We start from the raw sequence: 14,244 nt of genomic DNA, 5'->3' as shown, positions 1-14,244 counted from the left end.
ACGGCGACTTGGGAGGCCGAGATCATCAAGGCGCAGGGGTTCGACGCCGCCGGTGGCGTGCGGCTCGACGTGGTCAAGCTTGCCTCCAACGAGGCGGCGCGGATCGCCTTCGTCTCGGGCGCCGTCGACACCATCGTCAGCGACCTGATCTTTGCCGCGCGCCTCCGGGCCGAAGGCAAGCGGGTCCGCTTTCTGCCCTATTCCGCATCCGAAGGCGGCGTCATGGTTGCCGGCGGCTCGCCGATCACGGCGATCGAGAACCTTGCCGGCAAGACCATCGGCATCGCCGGCGGTCCGCTCGACAAGAACTGGATCTTGTTGCGCGCCGCAGTCTTGCAGCACAGCCAGCTGGATCTTCAGAAGGATGCCAAACCGGTGTTCGGCGCGCCGCCGCTTCTCGCCACGAAGCTGGAGCATGGCGAACTCGATGCCGCGTTGCTCTACTGGAATTTTTGCGCCCGCCTTCAGGCCAAGGGCTTTCGCGAGCTGACGGGCGTGCAGGCGCTCGCCACCACGCTGGGGGTTCGCGGCAAGGTCGCGCTGCTCGGCTACCTCGTTCATGAGGACGTCGACCCGGTGGCGCTGGCCGCTTTCGCCAAGGCCTCGCGCGCGGCCAAGCAGCGGCTTGCGACGGAAACCGGCGCCTGGGATACGCTCCGGCCGATGATGGAGGCCGCCGACACGCCGACATTCGAGGCGCTGCGGCAGGCCTTCATCGACGGGATTCCGCATCAGCCGCGCGCCATCGAGATCGCCGACGCGACGCAGCTTTTCGCACTCCTTGTCAAGCTCGGCGGCGAAACCCTGGTCGGCACCGCCACAAGCCTTCCGGAGGGGCTCTACGTGGATCAGGCCGTCTACGGCTGATCGTGAGAAGCATCCGTTTCATTGCGTCGTTGATCACGCTCGTCGCGCTATGGGGCGTCGTGGCCGCCGTCGCGCATTCGAGTGCGTTGCCCTCGCCGGCGGCGGTCGCCCTGTTCATCGTCCAGGACAGCTTGCACGGCGACATGGCGTTCAACGTCGGCATGAGCCTGTGGCGGGTGTTCGCCTCCTTCATCGTGGCGATGGGGATCGGCACCGCGATCGGACTCGTCCTCGGCCGCACCCGCGTGCTGGACGAGGTCGTGTCGCCGTGGGTGCTGGTGCTGCTCAACACGCCGGCCCTGGTCATCACGGCGCTCTGCTACATCTGGCTCGGCCTGAACGAATTCGCCGCGATCGTCGCGGTCGCGCTCAACAAGATTCCGAATGTCGCGGTGTTGCTGCGCGAGGGCGTGCGGTCCTTCGATCCGGCGCTGGACGATATGGCCGCCGTCTACCGGTTCAGCACCTGGAAGCGGGTTCGCCACGTGTTTTTGCCGCAGCTGGCGCCGTTTCTCACCGGCGCCGCGCGATCGGGCCTTGCTCTGGTGTGGAAGATCGTGCTCGTCGTCGAACTGCTCGGCCGACCCAACGGCGTGGGCTATGCCATTTCCTATTACTTTCAGCTCTTCGACGTGCGCGCCGTGCTCGGCTACAGCGTCGTGTTCTCGGTCGTGATGCTGATGATCGAACTTTTGGTGCTGCAGCCGCTGGATGATTATGCCCGACGATGGCGATCTGCTTCTTGACGTCGATATCGCGCGCAAGCGCTATACGGGCGGGCAGGGCGATCTTGATGCGATTGCCGGCCTGCGCTTCGCCTTGCCGCGCGGCAAGGTGACGTGCCTGCTCGGCCCGTCCGGCTGCGGCAAGACCACGGCCCTGCGCATCCTGGCGGGGCTGGATCGAGCCTACGACGGCGCGGTGACCCCCGATGTCGCGACGCTTCGGCTCGGAATGGTATTCCAGGATCCCCGGCTGCTGCCGTGGCGCACGGTCGAAGAGAACGTCCGGCTGGCGGCGCCCGCGATCGACGATACCACGCTCGACGCCTTGTTCGCCGATCTCGCGCTGACGGACTGGCGGCAGCATCGCCCGGGCGCTTTGTCCGTCGGCATGGCGCGGCGCGTCGCCGTGGCGCGTGCGCTTGCCGTCGCGCCGGACCTGCTGGTGCTCGACGAGGCGTTCGTCTCGCTCGACGAACAGGGCGCGGACATTTTGCGCGATTATGTCTTCGCCGCAGCCCGCGCCCGCGGGGCGACGATCCTGACCGTGACCCACAGCCTTCGCGAAGCGCTGCAGTACAGCGATATTATTCTGATCCTCGCGCCACGCCCGACTCGCGTGCTGGCGCGGTTTCCGTTCGACGCCGCGCCCGAGGTGCGAAACGCCGCCTGGATCGAGGGCGAGCGCGATCGTTTGATCGCCGCCAATCCGGGTCTCCAGCCCTGATTTGCAACGCCAAAAGCCGTTGCCCCGTATCTCATTTTGTTCTGGCTCTGTGTCGGACTGCCGCATCGGTCCCGGATCGGATGGCGCGTATCTGCACAAAATCCGGCCATGATGAAAACAGAAGCATTTAGAGCGGCTTGTCCCCGCGTTGCCGTTGCTGCAATGCAATATAGTCTTGAGATTGATCGGGTTCTGCGACGACTTTGTTCTTCCGCCGAAAGACATAGGTCGAAGACATGAGTGTTTCATAAGAAACGTCTTGCGAAGTGTTGCGGGCTTGGTACTGTCCAGCCGTCTTCGGTGGCGAAAAACACGGAAACGCAAGGGAATTGGGACGTCGCATAAAAGCAAAAATAGCGACTGCTGCCGGAGCGCCTGGTTCCTGCTTAATAACCATGTAGCACAGCATTGGACGGCCTGGGCGATCAAGTCTCAGGTTTGATTCCAAGGCTTTGGAGGAAGCCCCACATGAAATATTTCGGCATGGCTGCGGCCGCCGCCTGTCTCCTATCGTATTCGGTTCCGGTCTCTGCCGCTGAGGATCTCTCGGCGATCATGGCCAACCCGAACAACTTTGCGATTCAGACGGGCGATTACGCCAACACCCGCTACTCGAAGCTCGACCAGATCAACGCCGGCAACGTCAAGAAATTGCAGGTTGCCTGGACGTTCTCGACCGGCGTTCTGCGCGGTCACGAGGGCTCGCCTCTCGTCATCGGCGACGTGATGTACGTTCATACGCCGTTCCCGAACATCGTTTATGCGCTCGATCTCAACAACGACGGCCGCATCATCTGGAAGTATGAGCCCAAACAGGATCCGAACGTGATCCCGGTCATGTGCTGCGACACCGTCAACCGCGGCGTCGCCTATGACAACGGCAAGATCTTCCTGCATCAGGCCGACACCAACGTCGTCGCGCTCGACGCGAAGACCGGCAAGGAACTCTGGAAGGTTGCCAACGGCGATCCGAAGAAGGGCGCGACCAACACCGCGACCGTGCTTCCCGTCAAGGGCAAGATCATCGTCGGCATCTCCGGTGGTGAGTTCGGCGTGCAGTGCTCGGTGACCGCTTACGACCAGGAAACCGGCAAGCGCGTCTGGCGCGGCTACTCGGAAGGTCCGGACGATCAGACCCTGATCAGCCCGACCGAGACGATGTCGCTCGGCAAGCCGGTCGGCGAGAACTCCTCGGTCAAGACCTGGGAAGGCGACCAGTGGAAGACCGGCGGCGGTTGCACCTGGGGCTGGTACTCCTACGATCCGAAGCTCGACCTGATGTACTACGGGTCCGGCAACCCATCGACCTGGAACCCCAAGCAGCGTCCGGGTGACAACAAGTGGTCTATGTCCCTCTGGGCCCGCAATCCCGATACCGGCGCGGTCAAGTGGGTCTACCAGATGACCCCGCACGACGAGTGGGATTACGACGGCATCAACGAAGTGCCGCTGGTCGACCAGAAGATCGACGGCAAGGAGCGCAAGCTTCTCGTTCACTTCGATCGTAACGGCTACGGCTACACGCTCGATCGTGAATCTGGCGAACTCCTCGTCGCCCAGCATTACGATCCGGCGGTGAACTGGTCCGACAAGGTCGAGATGGACAAGTCCAGCCCGAACTACGGCCGGCCCTACGTCAACGCCAAGATGTCGACCGAGCACAATGGTGAAGACGTGAACTCGAAGGGCATCTGCCCTGCGGCTCTCGGCTCCAAGGACGAGCAGCCTTCGGCCTTCTCGCCCAAGACCGGCCTGTTCTACGTGCCGACCAACCACGTCTGCATGGACTACGAGCCCTTCAAGGTGAGCTACACCCCGGGTCAGCCCTACGTCGGCGCCACCCTCTCGATGTACCCCGCGCCGAACAGCCATGGCGGCATGGGTAACTTCATCGCCTGGGACGCCACCAAGGGTAAGATCGTCTGGTCGGATCCGGAGCAGTTCTCGGTCTGGTCGGGTGCTCTCGCCACCGCCGGCGACGTCGTGTTCTACGGCACGCTGGAAGGCTATCTGAAGGCCGTCGACTCGAAGACGGGTAAGGAACTCTACAAGTTCAAGACCCCGTCGGGCATCATCGGTAACGTCATGACCTACGAGCACAAGGGCAAGCAGTTCGTGGCCGTCATGTCGGGCGTCGGTGGTTGGGCCGGTATCGGTCTCGCCGCCGGTCTGACAGATCCGAACGCCGGTCTCGGTGCCGTCGGTGGCTACGCCGCCCTCAACAACTACACTGCGCTCGGTGGGTCGTTGACGGTGTTCTCGCTTCCTAACTAAGCATCGCAAGGGACGGCGCGTTATCCAGCGCGCCGTCTTTTAAATATAACGACGAATCCGTATTGAAGCTTGGCTAATCCTCATTTTCAGACCCGATGTTTTCATTAGTGCCTTTACTCCACTCTTCTACAAGGTGGGGCTTCTCAGGAAGGCATAACTAGCCCGCCTAGCCGTGCTACGCTAGGCGGGTCTTTTTTTTGCGATACAGGCAATGCTTCACGCTACGCGTTTGTCATTGGGCAAGCATGACGTGCAGGCCAAAGACCTTCGCGATCGTCATGCTTCAAGCGACATGACAGGCTTGCCCGAGGCATCCAATACGACTCCCATGGACGGATTGTATTTAGAGTCAGGCTCCGCGCTCCAGGCAGACTGCCCCTCCGCGTCTTCTAAATTCATCGCTACTCGCTCAATGGCTTCCGAGGATGAAGCCGCAAGGACAAAGAACCGCCTTCCATCTTTTCTATGGATTACCATGTAAGTCTGCATATTAAGGTAGTCCTACTTTTGCTGCTGTGTTGCAGACGTCGAGCGAGGCGGTGCGAGCTGAGCAAGGCGCTGGCCAACATGGCGGCCGGCGCCGTCGCGTTCTCTCGGACGGGCGATCCGTCGACCGGCTACTTTTCCGACGCGGAGATCATCAGGACGTTCGGCACGGTTCCGGATGCCGATACCCTGCTGGCGGCGCCGCAGGTCCTGACGGCCGCCAGCCGGTTTTAGGCCGCCTCGCTGGCGCTTGCAAAGAACTGCTTGGCCTTGGGGTGGTTCTCCAGGCTTGCGGGCCGGTATGGGCCGTAGGTCACGAAGTTCCGGACCTCTGGCATCGCAAGTCGTTCGAGGACGGTCTCGTGCAGATCTCCCTCGACATCGACGGGGCGAACCGTCCTGTTCCAAGGAATTTTGCCCGCCATGCACTCGTCGTGCATCATGCCGGCGGCCGAAGGGTGCAGGTTCATGTAGCGCGGGTCGATATCGATCCTCCTCTCCGCCGGCAGATCCTTCGAGATGAAGTCCGTCATCCACTTCATCGTGTTGTCGGATAGTCTCGACTCGTTTTCGGCGTAGCCTCCGCCGATGTCGGCATGGCACCCGGCGAACCAAACCTGCTCGAAGGGCTGGGGGTTCGCCGGGGACCGCTGTGCGGATGGTCCGTTCGCTTCCCCACTTCACCCGCTTGAAGTCGCTGCGATGTTCGTCGATCGCCATGGCGCGGCGGACGTACATCACGCCCTTCGGCATGTGCACCTCGTCGTGGCCGGGCAGGAAGCGATCCCAACCTTCCGCGGCGACCGTGTCCCACACGCCCATGAAGTAGGGAGAAGTCATGCCCTCGGGCTTGTAGTACGAGTCGTAACTCTCGCGAAAGGTCGCCGCCTTCGCGTCCCGGGCCGCGTCGTCGGTCGTCGTCTGGCCGTGTCGGTAGAGGATCGATACGGCTTCCTCGGCGATCGGAAAGAGGTCTTTCGGATTGAAGCTGATCGAGCTGCCGTCGGGTTGTTTCGCTGGGATGCTCATCAGCTCGAGCACGTGGGCGAGGCAGCGGACCGTGTAGGCCCCGCGGCTGAAGCCGAAGAGGTAGATCTTGTCGCCCGGCCTCCAGGCGCTCATGATCGCGACGTAGCCCTCGATGATCTTCGCGGCGAGCCCGCCGCCGACCATCTGGTCGAGTCCCTCGTGCAGCGTCGCGCCCAAGGACGGTCGCGCGCCAGTAGGCGGGGTGCCTATGCCCGAGATGTAGAAGGCGATCTGCCTGTCTGTATCGATGCACGTCTCGGGCGTCGTGCGCGTCGCCCGGAACAGCTTATAGACGTTCGTTCGATTCTCGTCCGGCAGCAGCCCTCCCTCGTTGGCCGTGCCGTCGGGAGACGAGGATGTTGCGGCCGCTGTTTTCCGGATCGCTCATGTCGGACACACCGATTCTGTTTGTTTGCAATGGCTTTCAGACATGGGAGCCCGCCGTTCCTGTTCAACGGGCGCTGGCTTGGCCGTTTGACGGAGGTCACTGTCAGCTAGGCTGCGCCTGCCACGATTTGCCTTATTCCACCATGCCGTGCCCTTAAGGAATTAATTCGCGTTAACCATCTTGCGTACAAACGAGGAACGCCCACCTTCAGCTCGACGGTGGCGGTTCGGAGGTCGGCATGGCGGTTGTGAGGACGACGCACTTCAAGGTGGATAACGGCGACATGGCGCTCGTGGAACTAGAGAGCGGTCGCCGCATCCTCGTCGACATCAGGATCAGGGCCTCTGCAGACGACGAGGACGAAGAGACGCCCGACGTCGGCGCCCAGCTGCGCGAGCGACTTGACGATCTCGGCCGTGATGGCTCGGGGCGCATCTACGTTGATGCCTTCCTTCTGACCCATCCCGATCAGGATCACATCAGCGGGCTCAAGAACCACTTCCATCTCGGGCTGCCATCGTCGTGGAGCAAGAGGGACGACAAGATCTTCATCCGCGAGATGTGGTCGTCGCCGATCGTCTTCCGTCGTGCCTGCAAGGCGCACACGTTGTGCGAAGATGCACAGGCTTGGGCGACCGAGGCGCGCCGCCGGGTCGCGCTCTTCAGGAACCAGGGCTACGCGTCGGACGGCGATCGGATCAAGATCCTCGGCGAGGACGTCGACCGCAAGACCGATGGCCTGGGTTCCATCCTTGTTCGGTCCGGCGAGACGATCACGACCATCGCAGGCCAATTCGACACGTCCTTCTCCGGCCTTCTCCTCGCGCCTCTGCTGGCTGATGATGATGAGGAGGACGAGGTTCTGTCGAAGAACAACTCCAGCGTCATCATGCGGATGACTTTGGCGGCCGACGGCGTGACCAACGCCGCACGCTACCTGTTCGGCGGCGACGCCGAGGTCGCGATTTGGGATAGGATCCGCGACAGGTATGACGACGATGATCTCACCTACCATGTGCTGATCGCGCCGCACCACTGTTCCTGGCACAGCCTCTCCTGGGACAGCTGGGGCGACATGGGTGAGAAGGCGGAGGTCTCGGACGACGCCCGCAGCGCGCTGGCGCAGGCCGAACCGGGTGCCACGATCCTCGCCAGCAGCTGTACGGTCGAGGACGACGAGGACGATCCGCCCTGCATCCGCGCCGAGCGCGAGTATAAGGCCATCCTCAAGCCGGGTCGCGGTGTGTTCACCTGCCTTGCCGACGAAGCCGGAGACGACCCCTACGAAATGGTGGTCAACCGCTACGGTCCCAAGGCCAGCCGGCGGAGGGTGGCGAGCGCGGCCTATGCGACGGGAGTCGGATCCGAGCCCCTCGGCCACGGCTGAGGGTCGTCATGATCACGGTCGTCACAGCGCGCGCCCTGCAGCTTGCCGGTACCCATCCGTCCGTGGCTGCCGTACGGGTCATCGAAGATGCGGCGGATGGTGCCGTGACGGCGGAGATCGACGTCAGGACGCAGCTCCCGGCGGCTTGGCGCATGGCCGGCGTAAGCCCGTTCGGCGCGCGCGGCATCGAGGTGGTGACCTTCGCGTTTCCGGCGGTCTACCCAATGCGGCCGCCTTTCATCACCCTTCGCCACGACTTCAACCGCGGGCATCCGCACATCAACCCCGGTCCGTCGAACGAGCCGCCGGTGCCCTGCATCGTCGACGGCAGTCTTGGCGAGCTGCTCCAGCGCCGCGGAATCGAGGGCGTGCTCGACCAACTCGCCGACTGGCTCGATCGGGCCTCGACCTTCACGCTGAACGATCCCACTCGTGGTTGGGAGCCGGTGCGTCGGGACGGCATCGATGACGTAATGGTCGTCGATGGGGCGGGTCTCCGGTCTTTCGCCGAAGGCGATGGGGGCGGTTCGGTCCTGTTGAGGACCGGCTTCGTCTATCGGGAAGATGGTGAGAAGCGTCTCTACCTCGTGGATCAACGCTCATGCGTACCGATCGACCCCAGAGTAGCCTCGTTCGGCCGCGTGGCGTGCGGGCTCGACCTATGGCGCGGCAACGGAGCCGGAATCGTCGTTTGGGCTCCTCGCGAGGTCGCTGGGGTGCCGTTCGTCGTCGATGAGTATATGCCGGAGACCGTGTCGACCGTCGGCGACCTTATCGAGCGCTCGAAGCGGTACGGCTGCTTGAGCCATCTCGACGGGCTGTTCAGCCAACTGGCGGTGGGGCTTCATGGCAAGACCTTCGAGCCGACGCCCTTGACCGTCACCTTCCTCGTCCGGCGGCCACGCGACGTGATCGGCACTGCCTCCGCGATCGAACTCTGCCCCTATCTCATCCACGTCAGGTCCGGTGAGGATCTGATCAAGGTGGACCGGCCCGTCGTCAGGCATTGCGCGGCGCTCGAGCAGATCTCGCTGCCGATCCTGCGACGCGCCTCCGGAGAGAACGAGGCCCCTGGTCGCGCACCTTGGACCCTCGTCGGGTGCGGTAGCGTCGGATCGAAGATCGGCGTGCACATGGCGCGGCGTGGGCATGGTCCATCAGTGCTCGTGGATCGTGGTGTCATGTCGCCTCACAATTACGCGCGTCATGCCGTGTTCCCCCATGCGGATTCCATCCGGGCATCCGAATCGAAGGCCTCGATGCTGGCGGAAGTTCTCGGCCGGTTGCAGCAGACCCCGAGCGACAAGATAGAAGAAGACGCCGTCGCATTGTGCGGGACGGTTGAGGGCCGCGCCAAGTTGGCGCCTCGCGACGCCGGTCTCCTCAACACCACCGCCTCGGCCGTGCTCAGGGAGGCGCTCGCCTTTGCTCCATGGGAGGAGAGGCCGGCGATGGGCGAGGCGCATCTGCTGGGCGCCGGCCGGGTCGCTTACGCTTCCTTCGAAGGGCGCAGCGGCAACCCGAGCATCAGCGACCTCGCGGTCGCGTCCTATCGGTTGATCGCAGAGGACGTGGAGCTTGCGCGAACCGTCTTCAGCGCCGAGGCCGAGGCCGTCGCGATTGGCCAAGGCTGCAGCGCCATTACGTTCCCTATGCCGGACAGCCGCCTGAGCGCCTTGACCGCCGGCCTGGGCGAGGTTGTCGCGATGCGCCATTTCCCGCAGCCGTCGAACGAGGGCGAGATCCGCCTTGGCAGGCTCGGGGCAGACGGCCTTTCGCAATCCTGGACGAAGGAGACGGTGCCACCGTGGACGATCGTCCGCGACGGAGCCGACGGCGGGGTCGGTGTCAGGATGAGCGCTCGCGTCGACGAGGCGATCAGGGCCGAGATCGCCGCGAGGCCCTGCGGCGAGACGGGCGGCGTGATCGTCGGCCGCTTCTCCCAGATCGGCAACACTTTCCACATCGTGGACCTGCTGCCCGCGCCACCAGACAGCACCTTCTCGCCGGAGAGGTTCGTGTTGGGCACGATCGGGCTCAAGGCCGCGATCCGCAAAGTCCTGAAGGACTCCGGGAATTCACTCTACGTGTTGGGCACCTGGCACAACCATCTCATCAAGGTGGGACCCTCCGGCCTCGATGCGGCGACCGCCGCCGGGTTGGCGATGCGCCAGTTCTTCCCAGTGCTGATGCTGATCGCCCTTCCCGAAGGCTACACCGCGCTCGTCGCAGAGGCTTTCGGCGCAGGTGCGCCCGCCGCTGCGCTGGCCGAAGAAAGGATCTCTGCCGATGGCGTCTAGTCTTTCGTTTGACGCGATCCTTCGCGGTGTCGGCCTCGACCGCTACGCCCTGAACGCCAGGCTGAAGCCGGCGCTCCTGGGGCTGCTGCCGATATTCCTGGTCGTAGGCTTCTGGGTGCCGGAAGCGCGGACCATGGTTGGCGCTTTCGTCAGCGCCGCGACCGCCTGTGGGTTGACCTTCCTGCTGGCGCAGATCGCGCGGAATAGAGGACGTACGCTCGAGCGTCGGCTCGGCGACCGCGTCGGCAGGCTCCATTCGGCCAGGCTTCTGACCTTCGCCGACCGATCGTTCGCTGCAGAGACGAAGAACCGCTACCACACGTTTCTTCTGTCGAAGAACATCCGCGTATCCACGGCGGATGAGGAGAAGGCCTCGCCCGACGACGCGTTCGACCGCGCGCGGGCAGCGGTCGACTGGCTGCTCGTGCATACGCTGCCGGACGCCAAGAAGTCGCTGCTCTTCGAGGAGAACATAGCCTATGGCTTCGCTCGCAACCTCTATGGGATTAAGGCCATCGCGATTTCGATCGCTGTGCTCGCGATGATGGCCGACGCCGCGATGATCTTCATCAGGCTGCCGGACCGGTCGCCTGCTGTCGGCGGATCGATCGTTGGGGCGCTCCTGCTGCTTGCGCTCGCGATGTGGGTCTTCTTCGTGAACGAGGACCTGGTCCGGGAGTCTTCGCTCGCCTATGCGCAACGTCTGTTCAGCCAGTGCGAACCAGCTGCCGCGGCTGAAGTCGCTTGATTCAGCAGGTCAGGTCGGATCCGTTGCAGGTGAGGTCGACATGTCATTCCTAGAAGTTCGAGCTGCCTATGTCGCCGAGCGCGACCGCCTCGCCGTCGATGACGGCTGAGCGAACGTTCAGGATCTGAGCCATTGCGTAGATCTCCTCGTATGCGATCAGTGAAGCTCGATCTTCTTCATCAGGCCTGCGATCGGCTGATGAACCCAGTATTCGCGGCTCTTGCGACCTGCGACCCGTTCTAGAGCCCTAGAGTAGAGCGACACCTGCCCGCCGAAGGCCCTGAGCCGCTCACCATCGAGTTCCATGAAGCCGGGAAAGCTCTTGTGGTCGATGATGGCGAAGCCGTCGTCACCGTCGAGGAGCATGTCGATGCGGCCTGAAACGATCTGCAGATCCAGAGCCGCGTGGACCGGCCATTCACGGAAGCGCTGGGCACCCTCGAAAAGCTTGCCTACGACGGCATGAAACCGGTCCGACGCGCCGACGAGGTCCGCAGCCGCGAGCTGCGGCACGCCCCACCGGATCAACAGGTCCGCGGCACGGGACAGACGCGAAGTGAGTTGAGAATCCGGGTCGTCGCAGGCGAGGAAACGATGGATGGCTTCTCCCACTGCCTGCATGTCGGGATCGCCGACAAGCGGAATGCGCGGTCCGATGACGATCGTCTCGACGACGTTGATCGCGGTCTCGAGTACCGCTGCGCTCGGCCTAAGGCGTAGCGGGAGGTGGGTTCGAAGATCGCTGATCGGTCGGGCGTATTCGACGATGGCGGGTCGTGCTCGATCGTCCACCGAATCCGGGGCTGCCCGCTTGGCAAAGGACTTTTCTCCGACCTTCACGTCGGTCGGACCGAAGGCGAACATCGGACCGTTCGCGTCGGTGCGCAACTCGTCAAGCCAGTCGGTTTGGCTGTTAAGCGCCAGGGCAAGATGGTCCCGCGCGCGCGTCATGCCGACGTAGAGGAGCCGCGTACGTTCGAGTCTCTCCTCATGCATAGCCCTCAAGCCCTCGGCGCTCGACGTAGCGGCTGCGTCGAGGCCGACGTTCGTCGCCTGCGGACCGTAGGGCCACGGCCAATAGCGCAGGATGCGGTTGTCGAGTGGTGCCCGCCAATCCGGCGCATCTGCGTCCTCGGCCACGATCCCGAACGGCGACCCCTTTGCCTTCGCATCAAGCTCCGCCATCACGAGGAACGGCCATTCCAGTCCCTTGGCGCCATGGTAGGTGAGGACGTTGACCGCGCCCGGATTGCGGCTGCGGGGTTGAGCCGGTCTATCCTGGGCGTTGAGCCATTCGCAGGCGCCGGTCAGCGTCGCCGCGTGACGCTCGGCGCGCTGCTCCATCTGGTAGGCGTCGAGCAACGACCTGACCGCTTCGAGGTTCGCCAGGCGCTGCTCCGTCTTGCCCCATCGAGCGATCGTCGCAAGGAGACCATCGACATGCAGCACGGCGTCGAACATCTCTGCCGGCGTTCGCTGCGAGGCCGAGGGCCGCAACACCTTCAGCTGGTCGATGAAGGGCACGCAAGCCTCGATCGCAGCGATGTTCTGCGGCTCGAACGCGGCCTCGAGCCAAGCCTCGTCGTCCCTGCACAATCGCGCGATCTCCGCGGCAGAGAGGGTATCGGCCGGATCGGCCACCCAGCACAACGCCGCCATCGCGAGTTCGACTTCGGGCTGGTCGAGAAGCCCCTCGCGTTCCACCGCGACCTCGAGACCGAGTCGCGAAAGGGCGGCGGCTAGTTCGAGAACCTGTTCGTTGCTTCGGCAGAGGACGGCGATGTCGCCGCCGCGCAATGGATGGGAGGCGCCGGTCCGGGGCCGGACCATCCACCTTTCAGGTGCCTCAAGAAGTCCGGCGATGCGGCCAGCGAGATCACCCGTCCTATCACTCTTGTTCTTCCCGGCGAGAGTCCAGGCGGCAAGCGGCGCGTCGGTCCCGTCCGCGCGCTGATAACTATCGAAGGTGATCTCCTCGGACGTCATACCGGCCCTAAGGAAGTTCGGTTCGAACGCGGCGTTCACCAAGGCGCCGAGCTCCGGGCAGGCGCGGTAGGATCTGCGCAGGAAGGAGAACGTACCTCCGGTTCCGGTGGTGATCGCCTGAGCCGCCGCTTGCGTGAGCGTTGGATCGGCGTCGCGGAAGCCGTAAATCGACTGCTTGGGATCGCCGACCCAGACGTTGACGGGGGCAATCGCCGACAATGCCGAGAAGATCGCGATCTGGATCGGGCTCGAGTCCTGATACTCGTCGACGAGCACGGCACCGATCAGTTCACCGAGGCGGTCGCGGTTGGCTGGGTCACGCAGGACCTCAAGTGCCAGCATCTCCTGATCGACGAAGTCGACCAGGCCGCGCAGCTTCTTGTACTCCGCGTAGGCCTTGAGGCAGTCTGACGCGCAATCGAACTGGAGCACGATGAAGTCCTCGAGGTCGGCCCGCAGGCCCGGATGGCGCGGATGCACTGCCGCCGCGGCGACTACGTCGGAGAAGTGGGCGGCGTCCGCCTTGACGCTTCCGAGCTTGGCGAGCCTGGCCCAGTCCGCCCACGGCAGGCGCGCGCCGCTTTCCAACAGGGGTAGGACGCTCTCGATGCAAGGCACGTCCGTCTTGAGGGTCCCCTTCAAGAAGGTCGCCCTCAAAGATTCGATGCGGGCAGCGCACGCGATCACCGCCTTGCGCAGCGCCGCATCGAACGCGGCCGCCGTCTCACCGGCGGCCGGCTCGGGAAGGAGGCGCGTCAAACCTTCGATCGAATGGCCTCGGCTGTCCGCGATCCTCTCTCCGGAGATCCCGTTCGAACGTGTCAGGTCGACGATCTTGCGGATGTCGTCCTGCCAGCCCGCGACGAACCGGCCGTGGCTTCGGTAGCCCTGCGAGGGGATGCCGAGGCGTTCCGCGATCGGCGCGATGCGACTGGAAAAAGCCGCCATCGCTCCGCCGATAGCGCGTTCGAAAACGGCTTTCTGACGTTCTTCCGGAATGACGTCCGCGACTGGGGAACGGCCGAGCTCGAAGGCGAACTCCGCGATCAATGCGCCGCAGACACTGTTCACGGTGCCGATGCGAGCCGTCAGCATCGAAGCCGCGAGGTCGGAGCGCCCCTGTTCGATCAGGCTGGAGCGGATACGGCCGGCGAGTTCGGCGGCTGCCTTCTTCGTGAACGTCGTAGCCAGCAGCCGGTCCGGGGCGAGGCCGGCGGCGACCATGACACGGATGCGCTCGACGAGCGCATATGTCTTGCCGGTGCCCGCCGACGCGACGATCGTGTCCACCCGGTTCAGACCGTGGGTGCCGGGTGAGCTCATGCCAGCC

General features: G+C 64.0%; 9 protein-coding genes and 1 pseudogene. 7 read left to right on the top strand and 3 right to left on the bottom strand.

Annotated elements, in window-relative coordinates:
- The 4 genes from GSQ79_RS15395 to xoxF5 form a co-directional block, all read left to right on the top strand.
- A partial coding sequence (locus GSQ79_RS15395; protein WP_246725359.1) for an ABC transporter substrate-binding protein occupies positions 1–867 on the top strand: 867 nt, incomplete at its 5' end.
- On the top strand, positions 867–1,613 hold the full coding sequence (locus tag GSQ79_RS15390; RefSeq protein WP_174243228.1) for an ABC transporter permease: 747 nt from the start codon (positions 867–869) through the stop codon (positions 1,611–1,613). The genes GSQ79_RS15395 and GSQ79_RS15390, both read left to right, overlap by 1 nt.
- Positions 1,585–2,316, top strand: coding sequence for an ATP-binding cassette domain-containing protein (locus GSQ79_RS15385; RefSeq protein WP_158809565.1), 732 nt, complete (start codon positions 1,585–1,587; stop codon positions 2,314–2,316). Before GSQ79_RS15390 ends, GSQ79_RS15385 begins: the two co-directional genes overlap by 29 nt.
- Before the next feature lie 468 nt (positions 2,317–2,784).
- Positions 2,785–4,590 carry a lanthanide-dependent methanol dehydrogenase XoxF5 gene (gene xoxF5, locus GSQ79_RS15380; protein ID WP_158809564.1) on the top strand — a complete coding sequence of 602 codons (1,806 nt, stop codon included), beginning with the start codon at positions 2,785–2,787 and terminating at the stop codon, positions 4,588–4,590.
- Positions 4,591–5,306: 716 nt separating this feature from the next.
- Here the strand turns inward: xoxF5 and GSQ79_RS30075 are convergent.
- Both GSQ79_RS30075 and GSQ79_RS30070 read right to left on the bottom strand, forming a co-directional pair.
- The gene (locus GSQ79_RS30075; RefSeq protein WP_368669945.1) at positions 5,307–5,666 is read right to left on the bottom strand and encodes a hypothetical protein; all 360 of its coding nucleotides are present in this window, start codon (positions 5,664–5,666) and stop codon (positions 5,307–5,309) included.
- A gap of 76 nt (positions 5,667–5,742) precedes the next feature.
- Positions 5,743–6,486, bottom strand: a pseudogene (locus GSQ79_RS30070) (DUF2235 domain-containing protein); the annotation flags it as partial.
- Positions 6,487–6,731: 245 nt separating this feature from the next.
- On the opposite strand from GSQ79_RS30070, the gene GSQ79_RS15365 reads away from it, so the two are divergent.
- From GSQ79_RS15365 to GSQ79_RS15355, 3 genes are read left to right on the top strand one after another with little or no spacing between them, the layout of a single operon-like run.
- The gene (locus tag GSQ79_RS15365; protein ID WP_158809563.1) at positions 6,732–7,880 is read left to right on the top strand and encodes a metallohydrolase; all 1,149 of its coding nucleotides are present in this window, start codon (positions 6,732–6,734) and stop codon (positions 7,878–7,880) included.
- A gap of 8 nt (positions 7,881–7,888) precedes the next feature.
- The gene (locus GSQ79_RS15360; protein WP_158809562.1) at positions 7,889–10,180 is read left to right on the top strand and encodes a thiamine biosynthesis protein ThiF; all 2,292 of its coding nucleotides are present in this window, start codon (positions 7,889–7,891) and stop codon (positions 10,178–10,180) included.
- On the top strand, positions 10,170–10,928 hold the full coding sequence (locus tag GSQ79_RS15355) for a hypothetical protein (protein WP_158809561.1): 759 nt from the start codon (positions 10,170–10,172) through the stop codon (positions 10,926–10,928). The genes GSQ79_RS15360 and GSQ79_RS15355 overlap by 11 nt, the downstream gene beginning before the upstream one ends.
- Before the next feature lie 156 nt (positions 10,929–11,084).
- On the opposite strand, the gene GSQ79_RS29005 is transcribed toward GSQ79_RS15355, so the two are convergent.
- The coding region (locus GSQ79_RS29005) for an exodeoxyribonuclease V subunit beta (RefSeq protein WP_210253101.1) at positions 11,085–14,244 on the bottom strand (3,160 nt) is incomplete at its 5' end.

This window comes from Beijerinckia sp. L45, assembly GCF_009765775.1.
Taxonomy (GTDB): Bacteria; Pseudomonadota; Alphaproteobacteria; order Rhizobiales; family Beijerinckiaceae; genus RH-AL1.
The sequence above is the reverse complement of the archived record's forward strand: the minus strand, read 5'-3'. Positions and strand labels throughout refer to the sequence as shown.